The 25,598-nt window shown below is 65.5% G+C and carries 21 protein-coding genes, 2 tRNA genes and 1 pseudogene; 19 read left to right on the top strand and 5 right to left on the bottom strand.

Going from position 1 to position 25,598, the window contains the following annotated elements; translation table 11 throughout:
• Positions 1-197 (top strand): annotated as a pseudogene (locus DK926_RS25475) (IS30 family transposase); the annotation flags it as partial.
• A 30-nt stretch (positions 198-227) separates the two neighbouring features.
• Here the strand turns inward: DK926_RS25475 and DK926_RS25470 are convergent.
• Complete coding sequence (locus DK926_RS25470) at positions 228-905, bottom strand: DUF429 domain-containing protein (protein ID WP_243637021.1); 678 nt, start codon at positions 903-905, stop codon at positions 228-230.
• A 16-nt stretch (positions 906-921) separates the two neighbouring features.
• Here DK926_RS25470 and DK926_RS25465 point away from each other — a divergent pair, with 16 nt between their 5' ends.
• A complete protein-coding gene (locus DK926_RS25465; protein WP_068423778.1) occupies positions 922-1,425 on the top strand; it encodes a ribose-5-phosphate isomerase in 504 nt (167 codons plus the stop codon).
• Between the two features lie 2 nt (positions 1,426-1,427).
• Positions 1,428-2,225 (top strand): DNA-formamidopyrimidine glycosylase family protein, encoded by a 798-nt coding sequence (locus tag DK926_RS25460; protein WP_114332711.1) that lies wholly within the window; start codon positions 1,428-1,430, stop codon positions 2,223-2,225.
• Between the two features lie 10 nt (positions 2,226-2,235).
• Here DK926_RS25460 and DK926_RS25455 read toward each other — a convergent pair whose 3' ends face one another.
• Complete coding sequence (locus tag DK926_RS25455; protein ID WP_068423853.1) at positions 2,236-2,964, bottom strand: hypothetical protein; 729 nt, start codon at positions 2,962-2,964, stop codon at positions 2,236-2,238.
• A gap of 183 nt (positions 2,965-3,147) precedes the next feature.
• Here DK926_RS25455 and DK926_RS25450 point away from each other — a divergent pair, with 183 nt between their 5' ends.
• Positions 3,148-3,900 carry a maleylpyruvate isomerase N-terminal domain-containing protein gene (locus DK926_RS25450; protein ID WP_114332710.1) on the top strand — a complete coding sequence of 251 codons (753 nt, stop codon included), beginning with the start codon at positions 3,148-3,150 and terminating at the stop codon, positions 3,898-3,900.
• Between the two features lie 118 nt (positions 3,901-4,018).
• On the opposite strand, the gene DK926_RS25445 is transcribed toward DK926_RS25450, so the two are convergent.
• Positions 4,019-4,089, bottom strand: a tRNA-Gly gene (locus DK926_RS25445).
• Between the two features lie 229 nt (positions 4,090-4,318).
• Between DK926_RS25445 and DK926_RS25440 the strand changes: the two genes are divergently transcribed.
• The 5 genes from DK926_RS25440 (at position 4,319) to clpX (ending at position 8,942) form a co-directional block, all read left to right on the top strand.
• Positions 4,319-4,392: transfer RNA gene (locus DK926_RS25440), tRNA-Pro, on the top strand.
• 110 nt (positions 4,393-4,502) lie between these two features.
• The gene (gene tig / locus DK926_RS25435) at positions 4,503-5,879 is read left to right on the top strand and encodes a trigger factor (protein ID WP_114332709.1); all 1,377 of its coding nucleotides are present in this window, start codon (positions 4,503-4,505) and stop codon (positions 5,877-5,879) included.
• A gap of 81 nt (positions 5,880-5,960) precedes the next feature.
• Positions 5,961-6,611 (top strand): ATP-dependent Clp protease proteolytic subunit, encoded by a 651-nt coding sequence (locus tag DK926_RS25430; RefSeq protein WP_084423645.1) that lies wholly within the window; start codon positions 5,961-5,963, stop codon positions 6,609-6,611.
• 46 nt (positions 6,612-6,657) lie between these two features.
• Positions 6,658-7,299, top strand: coding sequence for an ATP-dependent Clp protease proteolytic subunit (locus DK926_RS25425; protein ID WP_068423770.1), 642 nt, complete (start codon positions 6,658-6,660; stop codon positions 7,297-7,299).
• Positions 7,300-7,664: 365 nt separating this feature from the next.
• Entirely contained in the window at positions 7,665-8,942 is a 1,278-nt protein-coding gene (clpX, locus tag DK926_RS25420) for an ATP-dependent Clp protease ATP-binding subunit ClpX (RefSeq protein ID WP_114332708.1), read from the top strand.
• Positions 8,943-8,996: 54 nt separating this feature from the next.
• On the opposite strand, the gene fdhD is transcribed toward clpX, so the two are convergent.
• Together fdhD and malQ are read right to left on the bottom strand one after the other, a co-directional pair.
• Positions 8,997-9,821: a formate dehydrogenase accessory sulfurtransferase FdhD gene (gene fdhD / locus DK926_RS25415; RefSeq protein WP_114332707.1), complete on the bottom strand. Its 825-nt coding sequence runs from the start codon at positions 9,819-9,821 to the stop codon at positions 8,997-8,999.
• A 58-nt stretch (positions 9,822-9,879) separates the two neighbouring features.
• Positions 9,880-12,015, bottom strand: a complete 2,136-nt coding sequence (gene malQ / locus DK926_RS25410) for a 4-alpha-glucanotransferase (protein WP_114332714.1) — start codon at positions 12,013-12,015, stop codon at positions 9,880-9,882.
• 354 nt (positions 12,016-12,369) lie between these two features.
• Here malQ and DK926_RS25405 point away from each other — a divergent pair, with 354 nt between their 5' ends.
• From DK926_RS25405 to rpmA, 10 genes are all read left to right on the top strand, one after another.
• Positions 12,370-12,792 carry an ATP-binding protein gene (locus DK926_RS25405; RefSeq protein ID WP_114332706.1) on the top strand — a complete coding sequence of 141 codons (423 nt, stop codon included), beginning with the start codon at positions 12,370-12,372 and terminating at the stop codon, positions 12,790-12,792.
• On the top strand, positions 12,792-13,577 hold the full coding sequence (locus DK926_RS25400; protein WP_068423763.1) for a SigB/SigF/SigG family RNA polymerase sigma factor: 786 nt from the start codon (positions 12,792-12,794) through the stop codon (positions 13,575-13,577). The genes DK926_RS25405 and DK926_RS25400 overlap by 1 nt, the downstream gene beginning before the upstream one ends.
• Before the next feature lie 91 nt (positions 13,578-13,668).
• Entirely contained in the window at positions 13,669-15,645 is a 1,977-nt protein-coding gene (locus tag DK926_RS25395; protein WP_114332705.1) for an alpha/beta fold hydrolase, read from the top strand.
• Positions 15,646-15,766: 121 nt separating this feature from the next.
• Positions 15,767-18,394 carry a valine--tRNA ligase gene (locus tag DK926_RS25390; protein ID WP_114332704.1) on the top strand — a complete coding sequence of 876 codons (2,628 nt, stop codon included), beginning with the start codon at positions 15,767-15,769 and terminating at the stop codon, positions 18,392-18,394.
• A gap of 60 nt (positions 18,395-18,454) precedes the next feature.
• Entirely contained in the window at positions 18,455-19,834 is a 1,380-nt protein-coding gene (locus tag DK926_RS25385) for a folylpolyglutamate synthase/dihydrofolate synthase family protein (protein WP_114332713.1), read from the top strand.
• The gene (locus DK926_RS25380) at positions 19,831-20,232 is read left to right on the top strand and encodes a DUF4233 domain-containing protein (RefSeq protein ID WP_114332703.1); all 402 of its coding nucleotides are present in this window, start codon (positions 19,831-19,833) and stop codon (positions 20,230-20,232) included. Before DK926_RS25385 ends, DK926_RS25380 begins: the two co-directional genes overlap by 4 nt.
• Before the next feature lie 39 nt (positions 20,233-20,271).
• The gene (gene ndk, locus DK926_RS25375; RefSeq protein WP_114332702.1) at positions 20,272-20,685 is read left to right on the top strand and encodes a nucleoside-diphosphate kinase; all 414 of its coding nucleotides are present in this window, start codon (positions 20,272-20,274) and stop codon (positions 20,683-20,685) included.
• Between the two features lie 520 nt (positions 20,686-21,205).
• Positions 21,206-24,673: a translation initiation factor IF-2 N-terminal domain-containing protein gene (locus DK926_RS25370; protein WP_114332701.1), complete on the top strand. Its 3,468-nt coding sequence runs from the start codon at positions 21,206-21,208 to the stop codon at positions 24,671-24,673.
• Positions 24,674-24,907: 234 nt separating this feature from the next.
• Complete coding sequence (rplU, locus tag DK926_RS25365) at positions 24,908-25,219, top strand: 50S ribosomal protein L21 (protein WP_068423745.1); 312 nt, start codon at positions 24,908-24,910, stop codon at positions 25,217-25,219.
• A 73-nt stretch (positions 25,220-25,292) separates the two neighbouring features.
• Positions 25,293-25,556, top strand: coding sequence for a 50S ribosomal protein L27 (gene rpmA, locus DK926_RS25360; RefSeq protein ID WP_068423743.1), 264 nt, complete (start codon positions 25,293-25,295; stop codon positions 25,554-25,556).
• The last annotated feature ends 42 nt before the right edge of the window (positions 25,557-25,598 follow it).

Genomic DNA, 25,598 nt, shown 5'->3' with positions numbered 1-25,598 from the left:
CGTGGCAACGTGGCACCAACGAGAACACCAACGGACTGCTTCGTCAGTACTTTCCCAAAGGCACCGATCTGTCCGTTCACTCCCCGGAACGGCTCGCCGAGGTCGAGGACCTACTCAACAACCGTCCTCGTAGGACCCTCGGATGGGATACTCCTCTGAAGGCATACGACAAGACGCTCGTTGCGATGACCGCTTGAGACCGCCTACATTCGCACGCACGAGCGCTGTCAAGCGACGATGCGATCCGTCGCATCGACGGTTCCGAACACCCGGTGCTCGCCGCGGCTGAACCGCCACGCCGACCACGCGGCCGCCGCTGCGTCCACGGCGTCGTCGACGACGGGACCGACGGGCAGCTGCGCGAGACCGGCGGCCAGTTCTCGGAGATCAAGCCAGGTTCCGAGGGCGGCCAGTCTCTGTCCCGCTCCGCGTGCCGACTTCTTCGACACGAACACCGTGTCCGGCGCCATCATCCGAAACGCGCACTCGGGATGCACCTCGACGACGCGTTCGACGTCGAAAGTCGCTGCATTCCACGCCCGCACCCCGGCCATCAGGTACCACGTCTGCTTGCTGATCGCCTTGCCTGTGAGGGACCGAGAGATTGCGCACGCGTTCTCGTACGAATCGGTGTCGAGGACGGCGCGCACCGGCGTGTGAAAGATCGACGAACGCGCCGGCCCGAGGAATGCTCTTGCCCCGGATTCGCTTACGCGGTAGCCCTTCTCGGGCATCGACAACGGCATGTCCACACCCACGGCCGAACAGTCTTCCGTCGCGCGCAGAACCTCGTCCACGTCGGCGGCCACGGACCACTCGACGCGTCGCCCGTCGTACCGGGCGACCACCCACTCACCCTTGGCGCCGTCCACTCCGGCGACCGCGTTCCCCGCGCGCACATCCACCTGTCAGACTCTAGGCATGCGCGTATACCTGGGTGCCGACCATGCCGGACTCGAGTTCAAGAACCAGATCATCGAACACCTGACGAAGACCGGGCACGAGCCCGTCGATTGTGGTGCTTTCGAATACGACCCCGTCGACGACTACCCGGCGTTCTGCATCGACGCAGCCCGCCGCGTGGTGGCCGATCCCGGCAGCCGCGGCTTGGTGCTCGGTGGTTCCGGCAACGGCGAGCAGATCGCCGCGAACAAGGTTCCCGGCGCTCGCTGCGCGCTGGCGTGGAGCGTCGAGACGGCCACACTCGCCCGCGAGCACAACGACGCCCAGCTGATCGGCATCGGCGGACGCATGCACACGTTGCCGGAGGCCCTCGCGATCGTCGACGCGTTCCTCGGTACTCCGTTCTCCGGCGAGGAGCGTCACCAACGACGCATCGACATCCTGTCCGAGTACGAGCGCTCGGGTGACGCTCCCGACGTGCCCGGCGGCCAGAAGTTCGACGGTTCGTCGACGCCTGCGTAACTGTGCCGGAAGGGCATACCCTGCACCGCCTGGCGCGGTTGCATGGACGACGGTTCGGCGGGGCACCGGTCGCGGTGAGCAGTCCTCAGGGACGGTTCACCTCCGGGGCCGCGCTCGTCGACGGACTCGTGCTCGAGAAGGCCGAGGCCTGGGGCAAGCATCTGCTGCACCACTACGAGTCCGATCTGATCGTGCACATCCACCTCGGCTTGTACGGCAAGTTCACCGAACATGCTGTGCCGCTTGCCGATCCGGTCGGTGCAGTCCGAATGCGGATGGTGGGCGACGAGTACGGAACCGACCTCCGTGGTCCGACGGCCTGCGAGATCTACACCGAGCAGCAGGTCGAGAACCTGAAAGCTCGACTCGGGCCCGACCCGATCAGAAAGGATGCCGATCCCGACAAAGCGTGGGCTCGAATTTCCAAGTCCCGCACCGCCATCGGCGGCTTGTTGATGGATCAGAAGGTTCTCGCAGGCGTCGGAAACGTCTACCGGGCCGAGATCCTGTTCCGTCACGAGATCAACCCGATGCGGCCGGGGAAGGACGTCGACCGGTCCGAATGGGACGCGCTCTGGATCGACCTCGTCGACTTGATGAAAATCGGTGTGCGACGCGGAAAGATCATCACGATCCGTCCCGAGGACGATCACGGGGAAGCGGGCTACGGACCGAAACGGCCCCGCACCTACGTGTATCGCAGGGCGGGGCGTCCGTGTCGAAACTGTGGAACCGAAATTCTGCATTCGGTGATGCAGGGGCGAAACTTGTTCTGGTGTCCGGTCTGTCAAGCCAACTAGCTCCGCTTCGTCAGAAGCCGCCGAAGTCGCCTCCACCGAAGTCCCCGCCGCCGAAATCACCACCGCCGAAATCACCACCGCCGTCACCGAAGTCGCCTCCGCCGTCGCCGTAGTCACCGCCGAAGTCTCCGCCGCCTTCGGACCCGTCGCCGGCTCCGCTCGCGAAATCCTGTTCGCCGTATCCGACTCCGGCCATGCCCGAGAACATCGCGGAGAACAGGAACATCGAACCGACGCCCCAGGCGCCTGCGACGAGCGCGGGCTTCCACCAGGGCTCGGAGTACCAGCCCGCCGGTACCGGGCGACCTGCGACCTTGCCTCCGGGGTAGTAGTTCGGTGTCCGGTCGGACGGGTTCGGTGACGCCTCGACCTGCCTGCCTTCGAAGTCGACCTTGCGATCCTCGGTGACCTGGCCTGCGGAGCGCTGACCGTCGATGCCTTGAATTTCGGGTCCGGGGTCCATGCCCATCGCGAGCCGTGCCGCACGGATGTAGTACAGGCCCTCGAGTGCGGTCTGCTTCGCCAGACGAGCCTGTTCGACGGTCTTCGCCTGATCGATCTGAGATCCTGCGGCGATGTTGCGTTCCGACGCGTCGGCCAGAGCCTGCTTCGACGCGGTGTCGGTGCCGGTGAGGTTGTAGATCTGGCCGCCGAGACGTTCGATCGACTGTCGCGCATCCGCCTTCGCATCTTCCAGCGTGCTCGCCGTCCGGGCTGCGGAGTTCTTCTGGCTGCGCATGACCAGATACACGACTGCCGCGACGACGATGACGACGAGTAACAATGCTTCCACTGTGACCCCTTCCGGGGATTCTTCCGGGGGCGGACGATCACCGCGACCCCGTCGGACAAATCGGACACTATCGAGTTTACGCGGCGGATATCCTCGCTCCGGTGACATGACGATGTCAGGATCGCCGGTATGACACCTGATCAACAGTTGGATCTACTTGCCGCCGAATGCACCCGCATGGGGTCACTGTCCTTGGACGACGCGAGCGCACCGGTCCCGTCGATGCCGGATTGGACCGTCGAGAAACTGGTCAGGCATGTGACCTTCGTCCACCGCATGGCGCGCGCGGCACTGTCCGCGCCTGCGGCCGACGGCATGGCGAAAGTCGTTGCAGCAGTAGACAAACCGGAACGTGGGCCGGCGGTGCTCGACGACTACGCCGAGGCTGCTGCGGCGATGCTCGACGACTTCCGACGCGTCGACTTGCAGCAGCCGGTGGCGACGTGGGCAGGCGAGGGGACGGCCGATTACTGGATTCGTCGGCAGCTGCACGAGGTGACCGTCCACCGCTTCGACGCGCAGGACGCCGTGCACGCGCGCGGGGGAGCGGAGCCCGACGCGGCCGACCCTGCCGGGGCCGCCGACGGCGTCGCCGAATGGGCGGAGGCGTTCCTGACGCGTGTGCCGCTGGAGCGTGTGCCGGACCTGCGCGGGCGCACGATTCATCTGCACACCGACGACGGAACGGACATGGAGCTGTTCGTCGACTTCACCGGAGACGCCGTTGCCGTCACTCGTGAGCATCGCAACGGGGATGTGGCACTGCGAGGATCGGCGCAGGACCTGTTGCTGACGGTGTGGCGCCGCCGGCCGTTCGAGACTCTGGACGTCGTCGGCGACGAGGCGGTGGGGCGGGCGCTGTACGACGGCGTCCGAATCTAGGCCTGGCCCGGCATCGATGGCACACCACAGCCGCTGGGCGGCATGGATGGTGCTTCGATGCCGGCAGGAGGGTAACGAAAAAGGCCCGGTCCGCAGGTGCGGGCCGGGCCTTTCGATGAGCCGATGACGAGAATCGAACTCGCGTAGCCTGTTTGGAAGACAGGGGCTCTACCATTGAGCTACATCGGCGTGCGAGCAGTCGGTGCATCGGTGATCCCCGTTGCTTGCGATTCGAAACTCTACATAATGCGGCTTCGAGATTACAAACCGCCTGCATGTAGAGTCTGTCGAGACGGAAACGGTGGCCCTGTGTGGGGTACCGCCGACGTCTGCTGTTCAATGGTGCCTGTAGGTTGGACGGTGTTCGCACGAGGTTTCCGTTGTCGTGCGGGAAGCCGCAGCGTGCGGAGCAGTACGACGGGGTGTGGCGCAGCTTGGTAGCGCATCCGCTTTGGGAGCGGAGGGTCGCAGGTTCAATTCCTGTCACCCCGACAGAAGGCCGCGGGGTCCGAACGGATCCAGCGGCGTCCGCGTGAACGGTTCGCCGTCGACGGTGAGCCGGTCCGACAGCAGAGGCAAGACCACCAGAAGGAGCATGTCCCGTGAAGAGCACCGTCGAGCAGCTCAGCCCGACGCGAGTCCGTATCAACGTTGAGGTGCCCTTCGAGGAGCTCAAGCCTGATTTCGACCGCGCATACAAGGCACTCGCGCAGCAGATCCGTCTCCCCGGATTCCGCCCGGGCAAGGCTCCGGCGAAGCTTCTCGAAGCACGCGTCGGCCGTGGCGCCGTGCTCGAGCAGGTCGTCAACGACGCTCTCCCGGCTCGCTACTCGGAGGCCGTGACGGCCGAGGAGATCAAGGTCATCGGCCAGCCCGAGATCGAGATCACCAAGATCGAGGACGGCGAAGAACTCACGTTCACCGCCGAGGTCGACATTCGCCCCGAGATCACGCTTCCGGACTACTCGACCATCAGCGTCACCGTCGACCCGCTCGAGATCACCGACGAGGCCGTCGACGAGCAGCTGCAGTCGCTGCGTCAGCGTTTCGGCACCCTGACGGGCGTCGAGCGTGCGGTCCAGACCGGTGACTTCGTGTCGATCGACCTGTCGGCCACCGTCGAAGGTGAGACCGTCGAAGAGGCGTCGGCCGAGGGCCTGTCCCACGAGGTGGGCTCGGGTCAGCTGATCGAGGGCCTCGACGACGCCATCGTCGGTGTCGCAGCAGGCGAGTCCAAGGACTTCACGTCGACCCTCGTCGCAGGCGATTACGCAGGCAAGGAAGCCGTCGTCACCGTCAAGGTCGTGTCGGTCAAGGAGCGCGAGCTCCCCGAGGCCGACGACGAGTTCGCTCAGCTCGCCAGCGAGTTCGACACGCTCGACGAGCTCCTCGCCGACCTGAAGACGCGCGTCGAGCGCGTGAAGAAGGTCGAGCAGGCCGGTCAGATCCGCGACAAGGTGCTCGAGACGCTGCTCGAGACCGTCGAGGTTCCGGTGCCCGAGGCCGTCGTCAAGGCCGAGGTCGACAACCAGGTCCACGAGGCCATCCACGGTCTCGACCACGACGAGGCCAAGCTCGCCGAGCTGCTCGAGTCGCAGGGATCGAGCCGTGAAGAGTTCGACAAGGACGTCAAGGAGACGGCCGAGAAGTCGGTCCGCACCCAGCTGCTGCTCGACGCCATCGCCGAAGCCGAGAAGACCGAGGTCGGCCAGGACGAGCTCACCGAGCGGATCATCTTCCAGGCGCAGCGCTACGGCATGTCGCCCGAGCAGTTCATCCAGCAGGTGCAGCAGGCCAACCAGCTGGGCGCAGTCTTCGCGGACGTGCGTCGCGGCAAGGCCCTCGCGTCGGTCGTCGACCGCGTCAAGGTGACCGACACTGCCGGTGCGGACATCGACACCTCCGAGCTCTTCGGGAGCCCCGCGGAAGCGGAAGAGCCTGCAACAGGCGATTCTTCCGAGGGTGAACAAGAGAAGTAACGCTGACAGCGAACGACGGCGGTTCCGGGACTCCGGGGCCGCCGTCTTTCGTTAGTGTCTGTATCAGGAACCAACGATCGTATGGAAAAGGCAGGTACCGTGACTGTTCAGAATCCGGCGGCTTCGCACCAGCAGAGTCCCGTCATGACTTCGGCCTCTTCCGGCCTGAATCTCAGTGACTCCGTGTACGAGCGCCTGCTTCGCGAGCGCATCATCTTCCTCGGTACTCAGGTCGACGATGACATCGCCAACAAGCTCTGCGCACAGATCCTTCTTCTGTCGGCCGAGGATCCCACCCGCGACATCTCGCTCTACATCAACTCTCCCGGTGGTTCGGTCACCGCGGGTATGGCCATCTTCGACACGATGGAATTCGCCGAATGCGACGTTGCCACCTACGGCATGGGACTCGCGGCCTCGATGGGCCAGTTCCTGTTGTCGGCAGGCACGAAGGGCAAGCGCTACGCCCTTCCGCACGCCCGCATCATGATGCACCAGCCGTCGGCGGGCATCGGTGGTAGCGCCAGTGACATCGCCATCATGGCGGAGCAGTTCGCTCACACGAAGCGGGAAATGGCCGAGCTGATCGCTCAGCACACCGGACAGACCGTCGAGCAGATCACCGCGGACTCCGATCGTGACCGCTGGTTCACCGCAGAAGCGGCCAAGGAGTACGGCTTCGTGGACCACGTCATCTCGCGCGCGCGGCAGGCAGGCGGCACCGGCTCCTGATCAGGAGCCGCTCGTCCCTCACGATCACTCACTTCATGGAGAAACGATGACAAACTTGTTCGACCCGAATCAGATGCCGTCCTCGCGGTACATCCTGCCGTCCTTCGTCGAGCACTCCAGCTACGGCGTCAAGGAGTCCAACCCGTACAACAAGCTGTTCGAGGAGCGCATCATCTTCCTCGGTGTCCAGGTCGACGACGCGTCGGCCAACGACATCATGGCGCAGCTGCTCGTGCTCGAGGGGCTCGATCCCGACCGCGACATCACGATGTACATCAACTCGCCGGGTGGATCGTTCACGTCGCTGATGGCAATCTACGACACCATGCAGTACGTCCGAGCAGACGTCGCGACGGTGTGCCTCGGCCAGGCGGCGTCGGCAGCGGCAGTTCTGCTGGCAGCGGGAACGCCGGGCAAGCGTGCCGCACTGCCCAACGCCCGCGTGCTGATTCACCAGCCCGCCAGTGGTGGAATTCAGGGTCAGGTCTCGGACCTCGAGATCCAGGCCGCCGAGATCGAGCGCATGCGTCGCTTGATGGAGACGACGCTCGGCCGCCACACCGGTAAGGATCCCGACGTCATCCGCAAGGACACCGATCGCGACAAGATCCTCACCGCCGAGCAGGCGAAGGAATACGGAATCATCGACACCGTGTTCGATTACCGCAAGTTGTCGGCACAGAAGTAGTACCGAACAGGTATCTTCGCGAAGACCGTTGCGCGTGCCGAGTGGAGTAGAGCTCGTTCCACTCGGCACCGCACACATCGCAGGCCGGGTCGACGTAACAGTCGGGGGCCCGCGATTCGATGGTCGGTATGGCAGTGAAGAGGTGGCGTCGTTCGAACCGAGTACTTCTCGGATTCGTCGGCGAATCACCGGAAACAACTCGCCCATGTTCGACGAACACGGGTACGGTCGCATCAGGGCTCGAAAGCTATGGCTCATCGTGTCATCGCTCGAACGCTGTGGATCGAGAAGTTGCACACGGCCGGCGCAGTACCCGGTAGGGGTGTTCGCCGGTCGAACGCGGACAAGGAAGTAGGAACCTCCGAATGGCACGCATCGGTGACGGTGGCGATCTGCTGAAATGCTCTTTCTGCGGTAAGAGCCAGAAGCAGGTGAAGAAGCTCATTGCGGGGCCGGGTGTGTACATCTGCGACGAGTGCATCGACCTGTGCAACGAGATCATCGAGGAGGAGCTCGCGGAGTCGAGCGAGGTCAAGCTCGACGACCTGCCGAAGCCCTCCGAGATTCGGGATTTTCTCGAGAACTACGTGATCGGCCAGGACACCGCCAAGCGCACGCTTGCCGTGGCCGTCTACAACCACTACAAGCGCATCCAGGCCGGCGACAAGGCTCGTGACACGCGCGGCGAGAGCGTCGAACTGGCCAAGTCCAACATTCTGATGCTCGGCCCGACGGGCTGCGGCAAGACGTACCTGGCGCAGACCCTCGCCAAGATGCTGAACGTGCCGTTCGCGATCGCCGACGCCACCGCGCTCACCGAGGCGGGGTACGTCGGTGAGGACGTCGAGAACATCCTGCTGAAGCTGATCCAGGCTGCCGACTACGACGTCAAGCGCGCCGAGACCGGCATCATCTACATCGACGAGGTCGACAAGATCGCCCGCAAGAGCGAGAACCCGTCGATCACGCGTGATGTCTCCGGCGAAGGCGTGCAGCAGGCGCTGCTGAAGATCCTCGAAGGTACGCAGGCCAGCGTTCCGCCTCAGGGTGGACGCAAGCACCCGCACCAGGAATTCATCCAGATCGACACGACCAACGTCCTCTTCATCGTGGCCGGAGCGTTCGCCGGCCTCGAGAAGATCGTGTCGGACCGCGTCGGGAAGCGCGGCCTCGGCTTCGGTGCCGAGGTCCGGTCCAAGGCCGAGATCGACACGCAGGACCACTTCGCCGAGGTCATGCCCGAGGATCTGATCAAGTTCGGTCTGATTCCGGAGTTCATCGGGCGTCTGCCGGTCGTCGCGTCGGTCACCAATCTCGACAAGGACTCGTTGGTCACGATCCTGTCGGAGCCGAAGAACGCGCTCGTGAAGCAGTACAGCCGGTTGTTCGAGATGGACAACGTCGAGCTGGAGTTCACCAAGGATGCGTTGGAAGCGATCGCCGACCAGGCAATTCTCCGCGGCACCGGCGCTCGTGGCCTGCGGGCGATCCTCGAGGAAGTGCTCAATCCGGTGATGTTCGACATCCCGAGCCGTGACGATGTCGCGAAGGTCGTCGTCACGTCGGAGACCGTCAACGACAACGTCCTCCCGACGATCGTTCCGCGCAAGCCGGAGCGTGAGCGTCGCGACAAGTCGGCGTAGTCACCTACACCCCGAGACCCGGTCGTCCACGGACGGCCGGGTCTCGTCGTCTGTTCAGCGTTCGATGCGGTCGGCGCGCGAGTAGATGTTCATGTTCTCGCCGCGGAGGAACCCCACGACGGTGAGTCCGGACTCTTCGGCCAGGTCGACGGCGAGCGACGAGGGCGCCGACACCGCAGCGAGCACCGGTATCCCGGCCATGACGGCCTTCTGTGCGAGCTCGAAGGAGGCTCGTCCGCTGACCATCAGAACCGTTCCTCGTAGCGGCACCCGGCCTTCGCCGACCGCCCAGCCGACCACCTTGTCGACGGCGTTGTGCCTCCCGACGTCCTCGCGGACCACCAGCATCCGGCCGTCGCGGTCGAACAGCGCTGCAGCGTGCAGTCCGCCCGTCGATTCGAACACCTTCTGGGCGTCACGCAACGTCGTCGGCATGGTCGTCAGCACCGACGCCTTGACCCGCACGTCGTCGGACGCGGGGGAGTGAACCGATTTCAGTCGAACGGCATCCAACGATGCCTTGCCACACACGCCGCACGACGACGTCGTGTAGAAGTTGCGTTCGACGCCCGGCTGGGGTGGTGCGACCCCGTCGGCGAGCGTGATATCGAGAACGTTGTAGGTGTTCTGTCCCTCGTCGTCGACGCCGTCGCAGTACCGGGCGATCGCGATGTCGTCGCGGCTGCCGATGACGCCCTCGGTGAGCAGAAATCCGTGGGCGAGTTCGACATCGTGGCCCGGCGTGCGCATCGTGACGGCCAACGGGTTCCCGTCGACGCGGATCTCGAGGGGTTCTTCGACGACCAGCGTGTCGGGACGGCTGGTCTCGTGTATCCCGCGGATGCGTACTACTGGCCGTCGCGTCGTGATGCGTCCCATCGTTCGAGTATGCCGCTACGCGACCCGTGCGCGGATAGTTGGCCCAGGGTCCGACTGTTCACGCACGGGTGCGAAGCGCCTCGACCAAAGACACCAACCTCGGATGATCGACGAGGTCGTCGACCCAGACGGCCTTCTTCTTGTCGTCGGCGAGAGGGACCTTCCAGTTCTCGTACTGGGTTTCGTCCGTTCCCGGTTGATTCTGAATGCGGTTCTCGCCGACGGCGTCCACGAGTGCGACACCGATCAGCACCGACGGACTGAGCCGGACGAGACGGTGCAACGCCTCGATCGTCTCCTGCTCGGACGCGTCGTCGGCGAGCAGTCCTCGATGTCGCGCGAGGTCGAGGACTGCCTCGCGAGCCGCGGTGTCCCGGGCGGTCTCCTCGTCGAGGTCGCGTTCGAGAAGCCCCAGCCGTGATCTGAGCGCGATGTGTTCGCCGCGCAGGTATCCGGCCGTCGGCGGCAGGTCGTGGGTGGTGACCGACGTCAAGCACAGGCGTCGGTAATCCTCCGGCGGAATGGGCGTTCCTTCGTCGTTCTCGAACCACAGGATCGACGTGCCGAACAGTCCGCGGCCTCCGAGGTACTCCTGCACGAGCGGTTCGAAGACCCCGAGATCCTCACCCACCACGACGGCACCGGCACGTTCCGCTTCCAGGATGAGGATTCCGATGAGTGCCTCGTGGTCGTAGGTGACGTATGCGCCGTCGGCAGCCGACGTCGATCCCTCGGGAATCCACCACAGGCGGAACAGACCGAGAATGTGGTCGACGCGAACGCCGCCTGCATGCCGGAGCACGGTGCGCAGCATGTCTCGATACGGCGCATATCCGAGTTCGCGCAACCGATCCGGGTTCCACGGAGGCTGATTCCAGTTCTGGCCCTGCTGATTGAAGTTGTCCGGCGGCGCTCCCACGGTGACCCCGGACGTCAAGGCGTCACCGAGCGTCCAGGCGTCGGCTCCGTGTCGATGCACGCCGACGGCCAAGTCGTGGACGACGCCGATATCCATGCCCGAGTCGAGCGCGGCGCGCTGCGCGCGGCTCAGCTGTTCGTCGCAAATCCATTGCAGCCACATGTGAAAGTGGATCCGGTCGGCCAGTTTCGTGCGCTGGGCCGTCGCGTGGTCGGTCCGCGGGTGGGCTGCACTGTCACGCCAGATCTTGCTGTTCGGACCGTGTTTCTCCGCGAGGGCACACCAGAGCGCGAAGTCTTCGAGACCGGACCCCTCGCGCTCGCAGAACGACTCGAATGCCGCCTGGCGTGACGCCGACCGCTCGACACGATGAACACGTTCGAGCGCACCGAGTTTCGCACGGAACGACGGGTCGCGGTCGATGCGTCGAATTCGCTTGTTCGCCTTGGTGAATTCCGACGCCGACCTCCGCACCTTGGCGTACTTCTCGGGCGACAGATACGCGGTCTCCTCGATGTCCTCGACCCTGATGTACATGGGGTCGAAGAACCGTCGCGTGGACGGCAGGTACGGAGACGCCTCGACGGGCGGATTCGGACGCCCCGCATGCAGGGGGTTGACGAGGAGGTAATCGAACCCGTGGATTCGCCCCGCGATCGATGCGGTGTCGGCCAGGTCGGCATAGTCGCCGACTCCCCACGAGCGGTTCGATCGCAGCGAATACAGTTGCGCGAGAAGACCGTATCGCTGACGATCGGTGATCGCGTCGTTGGCCGTCGAGCGCTCGGGTGTCACGGCGAGCGGGCACTGCGACGTCGTCACCTCGCCGTTCCCAGGGTCGCTCGCAGCCGTGATCGTATGCCAACCGGCTGGGATGTATGCGGGGATCTCGAACGTGGCCCGGCCGACGAGTGTGCCGTCGACCTCACGTGGATCGACCCATACTCCGAGTTGTTCGAGCTCGACACGGACCCCTGTCTCGGTGACGAGATGCACCGACAGCGGATCCCCGTGCGGCACATGCACTTCGACGCGAGCCGCCGTTCCCGCGATCGTGACGAGAACGGGTGGCAACATGCGACGCCACGGGGCGGTGTCGAGATCGTCCAGCGAGCGCGCGACGTCGTCCTCGTCTGTCGCCGCGATGCCCCTGGCTTCGAGGATCGCGCGGAGTGTCGCGTCGGATACCGAATGTTCGACGTCGTCCCATCCTCGGTAGGACGCTCCGATGCCGCATCGCCCCGCCAGTTCCCGCAATCGCTCCGTGTAGTCCACCTCTCGATCGTGCCAGTACGGGAGCCCGCCGTCACCTCGTACGGCCGCGTGCCGTCCGGTCGACAAGAGTTTCGTTATCGAATCGGGTTCGTCCGCCCCTGGGGGCAGGACTACTCTGGGGCACCAGCGTCCGCGTACCTGCCCCGGGTCACGGTCGCGGATGTCCCCGTCCACGCCTCCCCCCGGTTGGGACGGGGACGTTTTGCGCCTGTTCGCCCGCTTCTGCCGTCGTCGCGCGAGCGGACCGCAGAGCCGCGCGGGATTGAACTGCGAATGCCTGGGTATCCTTGGTCCGGTCGAAATGGAGTTCGACCTCGGTCTGAGTACATGCGAAACAACTGATAGGGAGCGCGGATGACTGGCGTCGGCAAGATCGAAGAGCTGGAACGAGATTCCGGCGCACCGGTCGAATTGCGGGTGATCGCCGACGCCGCGCAGCTTCCCGTCGTTCGTGCCGTTGCCGAAACCCTTGCGGTCCTGTCGGACTTCACGCTCGACGACATCGCCGACATCAAGCTGGTCGTCGACGAGGTCTGCTCGGAACTGATCGCCGGTGCGGTGCTCGGGGCCGAGCTGTCGTGTTCGTTCGTCGTCGGTGACAGCGGCATCCGTATCGCCACGACGTCGACCGTGCAGACCGGCAAGCTACCGAAGCAGGACAGCTTCGGCTGGCACGTCCTGCAGACTCTGACGGATTCCATCGCGCTGACCGTCGACGATGTCGACGGAGGACACGTCGTCGCCGTCGACGTGATCAAGCGGAGGAGCACCATCTAGTGCCTGCGCCGTACGAGAAGTCCGGTCGGCGTCAGTCGGACGACTACAAAGAAGTCGTGCCCCTCATCCAGGAGATGCAGGCGCTCGACAAGGATTCACCGCAGCGACAGGTGCTGCGGGATCGCATCATCACCCGGTGTCTACCTCTGGCCGAACACATCGCCCGTCGATTCGGCGGACGCGGGGAAGCGCACGAGGATCTTCTGCAGGTCGCACGGCTCGGCTTGGTCAACGCCGTCGATCGATTCGACATCGAACGCGGTTCGGACTTCGTGTCGTTCGCCGTCCCGACGATCATGGGCGAGGCTCGTCGCTATTTTCGCGACGCGGGATGGTCGGTGCGTGTTCCGCGCCGCATGAAAGAACTGAACTCCATGATTTCCGGCGCGGTGGGAACGCTCTCCCAGAAGCTGGGACGTGCCCCGACGGCGAGTGAAATCGCGGCCGAGCTGGGCATCGACGTCAAGGAGGCCTCGCAGGCTCTGTTGGCGCGCAGTGCATACCAGACGGTCTCGGTGGATTCGGTCGTCAGCGACGATCGGCTTCCGCTGATGGACACTCTCGGCGAGGACGACCCCGAGCTGGAGAAGATGGAAAGTTACCTCACCGTCCGACCGGCACTCGAGAAGCTTCCCGAGCGTGAGCGTCAGATCGTGATCCTCCGGTTCTTCGGGTCCATGACGCAGACGCAGATCGCCGAGCGCATGGGTATCTCGCAGATGCACGTGTCCCGCATCCTGGCTCGAACGTTGACTCAGTTGCGTGAGGAGCTCGGTCCCAGCTGAGCGGCGGCTCCTGAAGGCTCCGGCTGTCACAAGGTCGTCGTAGGATCGGTTCGGCCGTAATCGAAGTTCGACCCTTCAGGAGCGCGTACCAGTGTCAGACGGCATCTTCGACGATCTCGCCCAATACGTGGCTGAGCCGCGCGTGACCGACTTGGCGGTGACGGAGGACGGATCGCGCGTCGTCGTCGCAGTGTCCCAACTCGATTCGGGGGCAGCGTCTTACGTCGGTGCGCTGTGGGACGTCGACCCGTCCGGGCAGTCCGAGGCGCGCCGGTTGACGTTCGGCGAGGCAGGCGAGAGCGGCCCGGCGTTCGCCGAGTCGGGCGATCTCTTCTTCCTGCGTCACGCGTCCAAGGACGAGAAGTCCTCGGCGATCTGGTCCCTGCCCGCGCGCGGTGGTGAGGCACAGGTCGTCGCCGAGCGCGGCGCAGGCTTCTCCGGGTTGCGCCTGGCGGCCGGGCGGATCGTGGCGTCGTCGAACGTGCTTCCGTCGGCGACCACCGACGACGAGGACGAGCGTCTACGCACTCTGCGCAAGGACGGCAAGGTCGACGCGATCCTGCATTCGGGCTATCCCGTGCGGTACTGGGACCACGATCTCGGCCCGGCCACCCCGCATCTTTTCGCCGGCTCGGTGGACGGCGGGATGCGCCGCATCACCGCGAACGCCGGTCACGCTCTGCAGGAGGCGTCGTACGACGTCAGTCCCGACGGCACCTTCGTGGTGACGACGTGGACGGTGCCCGGCGCGCTCGCGGTGGCACGCACTGTCCTCGTCCGGATCGACGTGGCGTCGGGGGAGCGCACCGTCATCGTCGACGACGCGGACGCCGATGTCGGCTCGCCCGCGATCTCCCCGGACGGGTCGAGTGTCGTGTTCGTGCGCGAGACGGTGACGACCCCCGAGGAAGCACCGCGAACGACGCTGCAGCAGTACGACTTCGACGGCGGAGTGATCTCGGATCTCGCGCCCGGGTGGGATCGGTGGCCGCGAGATCCGGTGTGGCTGCGCGACGGTAGCGGTGTACTCGTCGTCGCCGACGACGACGGCCGTGCCCCGATCTTCGTGGTCCGGCACGGATCGGTGACCAGGCTGACCGACACCGATTCCGCCTACACGCACGTGCAGACGACCACCGACGGGTCGGTGTTCGCGCTCGAGGCGTCGTACACGCAGCCGCCGCATCCCGTCCGGATAACTCTGTCGACCGGGGAGCTACGGCCGTTGCAGGCGGTGTCGCTGCCCGACGTGCCCGGCATTCTGACCGAGATCGAGACGCGTACGGAGGACGGCACACGGGTGCGTGCGTGGCTCGCGCTGCCGCCCGACGCGTCGGACCGTGCGAAGGCGCCGCTGCTGCTCTGGATCCACGGTGGACCGCTCGGATCGTGGAACACCTGGTCCTGGCGCTGGAACCCGTGGCTGCTGGTCGCCAAGGGATACGCCGTGCTGCTACCCGACCCGGCGCTCTCGACGGGCTACGGTCAGGATTTCGTCCAGCGAGGGTGGGGACGCTGGGGCCGCGAACCGTTCACCGACCTGATGGCCGTCACCGACGCGGCTGTCGCGCGCTCGGACATCGACGAGACTCGCACGGCCGCGATGGGCGGCTCGTTCGGCGGTTACATGGCCAACTGGATCGCGGGCCACACCGATCGTTTCGACGGCATCGTCACGCATGCGAGCTTGTGGGCGCTCGATCAATTCGGGCCGACCACGGACGTCGCGTACTACTGGCAGCGCGAGATGTCGCCGGAGATGGCGGTGGAGAACTCGCCGCATCTGTACGTCGCGGACATCTCGACTCCGATGTTGGTCATCCACGGTGACAAGGACTATCGCGTACCGATCGGCGAGGGGTTGCGGCTCTGGTACGAGCTCCTCAGCGAATCGGGATTGCCTGCCGACGACGAGGGCAGGACGGACCACCGGTTGCTGTACTTTCCGTCGGAGAATCACTGGGTGCTCGCACCCCAGCACGCCACGATCTGGTACCAGGTGGTCTTCTCGTTCCTCGCCGAGCATGTGCTGGGAGAGACGGTGGCGTTGCCCGAATCGTTGGGATGAAGGGCGAGCGGGGGGCGCTCGGCGCGACTACTAGAATCGTCGGGTGACCAGTTCAGCATCAGAGCGCCCAGAAAACCCGGCAGAGCCGCAGGAGCGTACTCCGCGAAACGACCCGAGTGACGTGCTGCCCAAGAGTTGGAACCCGGGTGAGGTAGAGGCTGAGCTGTATCAGGGCTGGGTGGATGCCGGTTACTTCGCGGCCGACCCGACCAGTGGGAAGCCTCCGTACTCGATCGTGCTGCCGCCGCCCAATGTCACCGGCAGCCTGCACATGGGCCACGCGCTGGACCACACACTGATGGACGCGCTGAGCCGTCGCAAGCGAATGCTGGGCTTCGAGGTGCTGTGGCTGCCCGGCATGGACCACGCGGGCATCGCGACGCAGACCGTCGTCGAGAAGCAACTGGCCGCCGACGGCAAGACCAAGGAAGACTTCGGCCGCGAACTCTTCGTCGACAAGGTGTGGGACTGGAAGCGTGAGTCCGGTGGCACCATCGGTGGGCAGATGCGTCGAATCGGCGACGGCGTCGATTGGAGTCGCGAACGCTTCACGATGGACGACGGGTTGTCGCGCGCTGTCCAGACGATCTTCAAGCGCATGTACGACGACGGTCTCATCTACCGCGCCGAGCGTCTCGTCAACTGGTCTCCGGTGCTGCAGACGGCGATCTCCGACATCGAGGTCAAGTTCGAGGACGTCGAAGGCGAACTGGTCTCGCTGCGGTACGGCTCGCTGAACGACGACGAGCCCCACGTGATCGTCGCGACCACCCGTGTCGAGACGATGCTGGGTGACACCGCCGTCGCCGTCCATCCGGACGACGAGCGCTACCAGCACCTCATCGGCACCACGCTCGAGCACCCGTTCACCGGTCGGCAGATCCCGATCATCGCCGACGACTACGTCGATCCCGAATTCGGCACCGGCGCAGTCAAGATCACGCCTGCGCACGACCCCAACGACTTCGAGATGGGTCTGCGACACGACCTGCCGATGCCGACCATCATGGACAAGGCGGGCCGAATCGCCGACACCGGTACGGAATTCGACGGTCTCGACCGTTTCGAGGCTCGTGTCAAGGTTCGCGAGGCGCTCGCCGCGCAGGGACGCGTCGTCGCGGAGAAGCGGCCGTATCTGCACAGCGTCGGTCACTCCGAACGCAGTGGCGAATCGATCGAACCGCGGCTGTCGCTGCAGTGGTGGGTCAAGGTCGACGGACTGGCCAAGGCTGCCGGTGACGCAGTGCGCAACGGGGACACCGTGATTCACCCGGCAAGCCAGGAGCCTCGCTGGTTCGCGTGGATCGACAACATGCACGACTGGTGCATCTCGCGCCAGCTGTGGTGGGGTCACCGCATTCCGATCTGGTACGGCCCGAACGGTGAGACCGTCTGCCTCGGCCCCGACGAGACGGCCCCCGAGGGGTGGGAGCAGGATCCCGACGTTCTCGACACCTGGTTCTCGTCCGGCCTGTGGCCGTTCTCGACGATGGGCTGGCCCGATGCGACCGACGACCTCGCGACGTTCTACCCGACGTCGGTGCTGGTCACCGGCTACGACATCCTGTTCTTCTGGGTCGCGCGCATGATGATGTTCGGCACCTACGTGTCGCAGGACGCGTCGGTGACCGCAGGTCCGAACGGCGGCACGGTGCCGTTCCAGGACATCTTCCTGCACGGCCTCGTGCGAGATCAGTTCGGCAAGAAGATGTCCAAGTCCCGTGGCAACGGTATCGATCCGCTCGACTGGGTCGATCGCTTCGGCGCAGACGCGCTGCGGTTCACCCTCGCTCGCGGCGCCAATCCCGGCGCGGACCTGTCGGTCGGCGAGGATCACGCGCAGTCCTCGCGCAACTTCGCGAACAAACTGTTCAACGCGACCAAGTTCGCATTGATGAACGGTGCTGCGCCCGCGGCACTTCCGGACCGCTCCGAGCTCACCGATGCCGACCGCTGGATTCTCGACCGGCTCGAGCAGGTTCGTGCCGAGGTCGACGCAGCGTTCGAACGCTACGAGTTCAGCAAGGCGTGCGAAGCGCTCTATCACTTCGCGTGGGACGAGGTCTGCGACTGGTACCTCGAGATCGCCAAGGTCCAGTTCGGCGACGACAGCCACGGCGAACACACCCGCGCAGTGCTCGGCAACGTCCTCGACGCGCTGCTGCGTCTGCTGCACCCGGTGATCCCGTTCGTCACGGAAACGCTGTGGAAGGTGCTGACCGGCGGCGAGTCCGTCGTCGTCGCGTCGTGGCCGAAGCCTACCGGCGTCACCGCGGACGAGACTGCGGCACAGCGTATCTCGGACATGCAGAAACTCATCACCGAAGTGCGACGGTTCCGCAGCGACCAGGGGTTGAAGCCGTCGCAGAAGGTTGCCGCGAAACTCGTCGGCATCGACGAGGCAGACCTGATCGATCAGGTGGCGGCCACCCGTGCACAAGCGAAACTCACCGAGCCGGACGCGGAGTTCACCGCCACGGCATCGGTCGAGGTGCGCCTGTCGAAGGCGACGGTCGTCGTCGAACTCGACACGTCGGGGACCGTCGACCTCGTCGCCGAGCGTGCTCGGTTGGTCAAGGATCTGGCCGCCGCGGAGAAGGAATTGGCCCAGACGACGGCCAAACTCGGAAACGAGGCCTTCCTGGCCAAGGCGCCCGACGCCGTCGTCGACAAGATTCGTACGCGTCAGCAGATCGCCACCGAGGAGATCGCACGAATCAACACCCGTCTCGAAGCGATGGGAAGCTAAGTGAGCGAATCCGGCTCGCCGCGAAACGATTCCACGCGAGGGGAGCCCAGCCCGGTCGACATGGCCGAGCTGGCCCTCGTGGAGGCCGAGCTCGACAAGCGTTGGCCCGAGACGAAGATCGAGCCCAGCACCGCTCGCATCGCAGCGTTGATGGATCTTCTCGGCTCGCCGCAGAAGGCGTACCCGTCGATCCACGTCGCCGGAACCAACGGCAAGACGTCGGTGACCCGCATGATCGACGCGTTGCTGACGCACTTCCACCGACGCACCGGCCGGACCACCAGCCCGCACCTGCAGCTCGCGACGGAGCGGATCAGCATCGACGGCAAGCCGATCTCGCCGCGGCTGTACGTCGACACGTACAACGAGATCGCGCCGTTCGTCGAGATGATCGACACCCAGTCCCAGGCTGCGGGCGGGCCACGGATGAGCAAGTTCGAGGTGACGACGGCCATGGCGTTCGCGGCGTTCGCCGAAGCCCCCGTCGAGGTCGGTGTGATCGAGGTCGGACTCGGAGGACGGTGGGACGCGACCAACGTCGTCGACGGTGAGATCGCCGTCATCACGCCCATCGATATCGATCACGTCGAATTTCTCGGCAGCGATCTCGCCGGGATCGCACGAGAGAAGGCCGGGATCATCAAGAAGGCTCCCGAGCGGCTCGTACCACGAGACACCGTCGCGATCATCGCCGAGCAGAAGCCGGAGGTGGCCGACGTGTTGTTACGTGCTGCCGTCGAGGCCGACGCGGCTGTGGCGAGGGCAGGGAGCGAGTTCCGTGTGCTCGGCCGACGTATCGCGATCGGCGGTCAGCAGCTCGAACTGCAGGGGCTCGGCGGGGTCTACACCGACATATTCCTCCCGCTGCACGGCGAGCATCAGGCGCACAACGCGTCGCTCGCGCTCGCCGCGGTCGAGGCGTTCTTCGGGGCCGGCGCGGATCGTCAACTCGACGAGGACATCGTCCGCGCTGCGTTCGCGTCGATCGTCAATCCCGGCCGGCTGGAACGAGTCAGGAACGCGCCGACCGTCTTTCTCGATGCTGCACACAACCCGCACGGGGCACGCGCCCTCGTGCAGGCGTTGTCCGCGGAATTCGACTTCCGCAAGTTGGTCGGCGTCGTCAGCGTGATGGGGGACAAGGACGTCGAGCAGATGCTGACGGTGCTCGAGCCCGTCTTCGACGAGATCGTCGTGACCCACAACGGCTCTCCTCGGGCGATGGACGTCGACGACCTCGCGAACATCGCCGTCGCGAAGTTCGGTGACGAGCGCGTCGTCGTCGCACCCACGCTGCCCGACGCGTTGGAAACCGCGATCGGTCTCGCCGAGGAGGTGGCCGACCCGGGTGAATCCGTGTCCGGTGCCGGTGTGGTGGTGACCGGCTCGGTCGTGACCGCGGGGGCGGCCAGGACATTGTTCGGAAAGGAACCGATATGAGCGACGGCACGGAACCTGCACAGTTCAAGCCGCCGGCGAACGACCCGTGGAAGGGATTCCGCGGTGTGTGCTCGGGCACCCTGATTCTCGAAGCCATCGTCGTGCTGCTGGCGCTGCCCGTCGTCGCGACGGTCGGCGGCGGGCTGAGCTGGTTCTCGACGACGTACATCGTCGGGGTCGCGATTCTGTTGATGCTTGCGCCAGGAGTGCAGGGGCGTCCGCAGGCGATGCAGATCAACCTGATCCTTCAGGCGCTCGTCCTGGCCGGGGTGTTCATCCACCTGTCGATCGGCATCGTCGGTGTCGTCTTCGGTGCGGTCTGGGCTTATCTGATCTACCTCCGCCGCGACATCACCCGTCGGATCGAACGCGGCATGCTCTACGGACAGAGGGACTGACCGAATCGGCCAGGCTTTCGTCCACTACTGTCGTCAGTCGTGACCGAACGCACCCTTGTACTGATCAAGCCCGACGGAGTCGCCCGCCGCTACGTAGGGGAAATTCTCGGCCGCGTGGAGAAGAAGGGACTGAGCATCGCAGCACTCGAGCTCAAGCCTGTGACGCTCGAGCTGGCCGGTGCCCACTATGCCGAACACGAGGGCAAGCCGTTCTTCCCGGCGCTCCTCGACTTCATCACATCCGGACCGGTCGTCGCGGCTGTGCTCGAAGGTCCGCGGGCCATCGCTGCGTTCCGCCAGATCGCAGGCGGTACCGACCCGGTCGAGAAGGCCGTTCCCGGAACCATTCGTGGCGACCTCGCTCTCGACGGCCAGCAGAATCTCGTGCACGGATCCGACTCGGTGGAGTCGGCCGAACGCGAGATCGCGCTGTGGTTCCCCGAGCTTTCCTGACCGAGTCGCACCGACGATCGAGTCGTCGTCCCAGCGCGCCCGCCACGCCGCCGATCCAGTGATCGGAGCGGCGTGGCGGGTTCACTTCGTTCGGTATGGGATACTCGTGATGGTTGCTTTCACAACACAGGCTTCACGAAGACACATCTACACCGCACCAACACGCTTTACGCTCGACCCAGGGCGGCACCGCAGTGGACGACACCGCAGTGGCGCTCGCGTGGTAGCAACCGGATGACACCTGGGGTTCGATGCCCGTCATCGCTGCGCGACGCGTGAATTCTTCTCACGCCGACCGCATGCTTGATGATCCGGCGCTCGGGCTCGCAGGCGCCAGAGCCAACCAGCCAGGCCCCGCGCCCGGCGCACCGGTCACCGACGGTGACAGCGCACCAGACGCGGAGCGAGACCGAACAACCGACGCCACGCCCGGCGTCGGTACACATGGATTGCCCCCGCGTGGCCGCGTCACACCCACCAGTAACGCAGGTGGACGCGCCCGGGGGCCCGAGGAGATTACGTGGCCGATCAAGCCCCGCCCGAAGATGTACAGAACTCGAACTCGGGAAGTTCAGCAGGTGACGCGTCGTCGTCGGCCGGCGAAACCCCGACCTTCCCGGATCGGCTGCGCGTTCACGCTCTGGCCAAGATCATCGGCGTCACCAGCAAGCAGGTGCTCGCGAAGCTGGGCGAACTCGGTATCGAGGCCCGTAGCGCGCAGTCGAGTCTCGGCCGCGATGCAGCGACGACGGTGCATACCGCGTTCACGGCACCGGAAGCTGCACCTGTGGAGCAGGCTGCCGCAGAACCCATCGCAGCGGAACCCAGCGTCACCGAACCGCTGACCGGTGAACCCGCCCCCGTCGAGGTGGAACCGGTAGTCGAGGTGGAACCGGTCGTCGAGGAGCCGCAGCTCGGCACCGAGCCCGCTACCACCGAGCCCGCTACCACCGAGCCCGCAGCCGACGAGCCCGCGGCCGAGGAATCCGCAGGTGACGTCTTCGGTGCCGCGACGCGGCCCGAGGTTGCGCCCGCGTCACGTCCGCAGTTCGGAACCCCGCTGTTCCTGCAGCCGGAGGCGCCCGTCGAGGCGCCGCCGAAGCGTCGTCGCAGCCGTAAGGCGGCCGGACCCGCCGAGGACTCGACGTCCACGCCGGAGACCGACAACCCCGAGACCGCCGAGGCGACGACCCCGGTCGAAGACCCCTCTGTTCCCGCCGAGGCCGACGCTGCAGCCGACACGGATACCGAGTCTTCTCGAACCGACACCGACACCGACCGCAGCGAGGACGACGACGAGCAGTCGCAGCCGCGTCGCAGGCGGCGCGGACGTCGCGGTCGCGGCCGCGGCCGCGGGGAACAGTCCGACTGCACGGGTGACGAGTCGGAATCGCAGTCCGACGACGAGTCGGGGTCCGGCACCGACAGCAGCACGGAAGACAAGTCCGCCGACGATCGGTCGGACGTCGACGAGGCCGCGTCGGACGAGACCGACGGCGAGGACAAGCCGGCAGGAGAGCGTCGCACGCGTCGTCGTCGCTCGCGTTCGGGAGACAAGAGCGAGACGGCCGAGCAGGACGAGTCGACCGAGTCCGACGACGCGGACGAGGAGTCGGACTCCGCGGAGGAGTCGTCGGAGCACGACGAGGACGAGTCCTCGGACGGATCGAGCCGTCGCCGTCGCCGGAGGCGTCGTCGCCGCAGTTCCGGGGATTCGTCGGAGCCGACGTCGGCCGACGACGATCCGCCGAACACCGTCGTGCACGAGCGTGAGCCGCGCAACAAGTCGCGCAGCAAGGACGAAGTCCAGGGCATCACCGGGTCGACGCGTCTCGAGGCCAAGCGTCAGCGTCGTCGCGACGGTCGCGACGCGGGTCGCCGCAGGCCGCCGATCCTGACGGAGTCGGAGTTCCTCGCTCGTCGTGAGTCGGTCGACCGCGTCATGGTCGTTCGGGAGAAGGCGTTCCCCGACCACGGCGTCACCACCCAGGTCGCGGTGCTCGAGGACGGCGTCCTCGTGGAGCACTTCGTGACCAGCAGTGCGTCGGCCTCGATGGTCGGCAACGTCTACTTGGGCCGCGTTCAGAACGTGCTTCCGAGCATGGAGGCCGCGTTCATCGACATCGGCCGTGGCCGCAACGGTGTTCTGTACGCCGGTGAGGTCAACTGGGATGCAGCAGGTCTCGGTGGCAATTCGCGCAAGATCGAGCAGGCGCTGAAGCCGGGCGATCAGGTGCTCGTCCAGGTCAGCAAGGACCCGGTCGGACACAAGGGTGCGCGTCTGACGACGCAGTTGTCGTTGGCCGGCCGCTACCTGGTGTACGTGCCGGGTGGCAGTTCCACCGGAATCAGCCGCAAGCTGCCCGACACCGAGCGCAAGCGTCTCAAGGAGATTCTCCGCGAGATCGTGCCGCCCGAGGCAGGCGTCATCATCCGTACTGCCGCCGAGGGCGTCAGCGAGGAAGAACTGGCACGCGACGTGACGCGTCTGCAGGCCCAGTGGACCAGCATCGAAGAGGCGTCGAAGAAGGCCGAGTCGAGCAAGGGGACACAGCCGCAGACTCTCTACGAAGAGCCCGATCTGCTCGTCAAGGTCATCCGTGACCTGTTCAACGAGGATTTCGTCAAGCTCGTCATCGAGGGCGACAAGGCGTGGCAGACGACGTCGTCGTACATCGAGACCGTGGCCGCCGACATGTTGCCGAAGCTTCAGCGGCACGTCGCCGAACCCGGTCAGCCGGACGTGTTCGAGGCACACCGCATCGACGAACAGCTTGCCAAGGCACTCGATCGCAAGGTGTGGCTGCCGTCGGGCGGAACGCTCGTCATCGACCGCACCGAGGCGATGACCGTCGTCGACGTCAACACCGGCAAGTTCACCGGTGCCGGCGGCAACCTCGAAGAGACGGTGACCAGGAACAATCTGGAGGCTGCCGAAGAGGTCGTCCGCCAGATGCGTCTGCGCGACATCGGCGGCATGATCGTCGTCGACTTCATCGACATGGTTCTCGAATCGAACCGTGATCTCGTGCTCCGGCGTCTCACCGAGGCACTCGGACGCGACCGGACACGGCATCAGGTGTCCGAGGTGACGTCGCTCGGCCTCGTTCAGATGACGCGCAAGAAGCTCGGAACGGGCCTGGTCGAGGCGTTCTCGACGACGTGTGAACACTGCCAGGGACGCGGCATCGTCGTGCACCCGTTCCCGGTCGAGGCCAAGGCCACCGAGAACGACTCGCGTTCCAACTCGTCGCGCGGCGAAGGCGGCTCCGGCCGTAAGCGTCGTGGTCGGGACAAGTCCGACAACAACCAGGCGCAGAACGCGTCGGAGCAGCCCCAGCACGAGCACACCGTCGACCCGTCGGTGAAGCGTGCGCACCCGGTCGCGTTGGCCATGGCCGCGCATCACGACGAGGTCGTCGCCGACGTGACGCCTGCCGACGTGGTCGACAAGGCACAGGACGCGTCGGACGCCGCGCCCGAGATCATCGACGCGACCGATGTCGCTGCGGTGCAGGGAGAGTCGGTCGAGACGACTCCCGCCGAGGTCGAGGTCACGGAGAAGTCCGAGGCAGCCGAGAAGCCCGAGATCACGGAGAAGTCCGAGGTAGCCGAGCAGCCCGAGATCACGGAGACGAGCGACGGCGTGTCGACGACCGGATCGGACGGACAGGCAGCAGCCGAGGAGTCGGCCGTCGCACAGCCCGTGGTCGAGGAACCTGTCGAAGAACAGGCGATCGTCACGCCGCGCCGGGCCAGGAGAGTGGCCCGTAAGGCCGCTGCGCCGACGACAGAGGCACCCGATGCCGGAACCGTGTTCGTGATTCCCGCCACGCAGTCCCCGACGGACATGGTGGCTCCCGAACCGGTGCACACGACATCGGGTCCGAGCACGGCGTCGAACTCGGATTCGGCTGCCGACCTGCCCGTACGGAAGCCTCGCCGACGAGCAGCAGCTCGCCCGGCAGGCCCGCCGGCCGACGAATAACGATGAGCCGTCGAGGTCGGCGGATGGGCGGTTTGACCATGACTGCCCATCTGCCGTAACCTTGATAAGTCGCTCCTGGTGACACTGTTCTGCTGTGCCTCGATCCCGGTCCTTTCGGAACGGGAATGGCCTGTGCGGGCAACCCAGGAAGCAGAAAAACAAGCAAGACCCAGACCAGTCGTGTTGCCCTGCGGTAGCGCGAGCAAGTTCGAAGAAGCAAGGGGTAGCCCTCCGATGGCAACGTACGCGATCGTCAAGACCGGCGGAAAGCAGTACAAGGTCGCTGTTGGTGACCTCGTCAAGGTCGAGAAGATCGAGGGAGCGCCCGGCACTGCTGTCTCGCTTGCTCCGGTCCTCGTCGTCGACGGATCCGACCTGACCACCGACGCCGACAAGCTGGCCGAGATCTCGGTCACCGGTGAGGTCGTCGAGCACACCAAGGGCCCGAAGATCCGCATCCACAAGTTCAAGAACAAGACCGGTTACCACAAGCGTCAGGGACACAGGCAGAAGCTGACCGTCCTCAAGGTCACCGGCATCAAGTAGCCAGTTCTTCCGCGCTGGCATACTTGACAGTCGGCGTTCTTCACGAGCACATCACCCGAGGAGGGTATGCAACATGGCACACAAGAAGGGTGCATCCAGCTCCCGTAACGGTCGCGATTCGAATGCTCAGCGCCTCGGCGTCAAGCGTTTCGGCGGCCAGACGGTCAGCGCAGGCGAGATCCTGGTTCGTCAGCGCGGCACACACTTCCACCCCGGCGTCAACGTCGGCCGTGGCGGCGACGACACCCTGTTCGCTCTGGCTGCAGGCTCCGTCGAGTTCGGCGCCAAGCGTGGACGCAAGACCGTGAACATCGTTCCGGTTGCAGTCGAGGCCTGAGTCTCCGCTGCATCATCTGCGTCGGTAGCGCCCCTCGGGGCC

Origin of the sequence: Rhodococcus sp. Eu-32, from assembly GCF_003336925.1 — a bacterium.
In the GTDB taxonomy this organism is placed as follows: Bacteria; Actinomycetota; Actinomycetes; order Mycobacteriales; family Mycobacteriaceae; genus Rhodococcoides; species Rhodococcoides kyotonensis_B.
The sequence above is the reverse complement of the archived record's forward strand: the minus strand, read 5'-3'. Positions and strand labels throughout refer to the sequence as shown.

Bases quoted from the DNA above. Each gene is read 5' to 3' on its own strand.
- DK926_RS25380 (WP_114332703.1), top strand. From the start codon at position 19,831: ATGAGCGACGGCACGGAACCTGCACAGTTCAAGCCGCCGGCGAACGAC.
- DK926_RS25385 (WP_114332713.1), top strand. From the start codon at position 18,455: ATGGCCGAGCTGGCCCTCGTGGAGGCCGAGCTCGACAAGCGTTGGCCC.
- DK926_RS25430 (WP_084423645.1), top strand. From the start codon at position 5,961: ATGGAAAAGGCAGGTACCGTGACTGTTCAGAATCCGGCGGCTTCGCAC.
- rpmA (WP_068423743.1), top strand. From the start codon at position 25,293: ATGGCACACAAGAAGGGTGCATCCAGCTCCCGTAACGGTCGCGATTCG.
- DK926_RS25450 (WP_114332710.1), top strand. From the start codon at position 3,148: ATGACACCTGATCAACAGTTGGATCTACTTGCCGCCGAATGCACCCGC.
- DK926_RS25405 (WP_114332706.1), top strand. From the start codon at position 12,370: ATGACTGGCGTCGGCAAGATCGAAGAGCTGGAACGAGATTCCGGCGCA.
- DK926_RS25425 (WP_068423770.1), top strand. From the start codon at position 6,658: ATGACAAACTTGTTCGACCCGAATCAGATGCCGTCCTCGCGGTACATC.
- DK926_RS25465 (WP_068423778.1), top strand. From the start codon at position 922: ATGCGCGTATACCTGGGTGCCGACCATGCCGGACTCGAGTTCAAGAAC.
- rplU (WP_068423745.1), top strand. From the start codon at position 24,908: ATGGCAACGTACGCGATCGTCAAGACCGGCGGAAAGCAGTACAAGGTC.
- clpX (WP_114332708.1), top strand. From the start codon at position 7,665: ATGGCACGCATCGGTGACGGTGGCGATCTGCTGAAATGCTCTTTCTGC.
- DK926_RS25455 (WP_068423853.1), bottom strand. From the start codon at position 2,964: ATGCGCAGCCAGAAGAACTCCGCAGCCCGGACGGCGAGCACGCTGGAA.
- fdhD (WP_114332707.1), bottom strand. From the start codon at position 9,821: ATGGGACGCATCACGACGCGACGGCCAGTAGTACGCATCCGCGGGATA.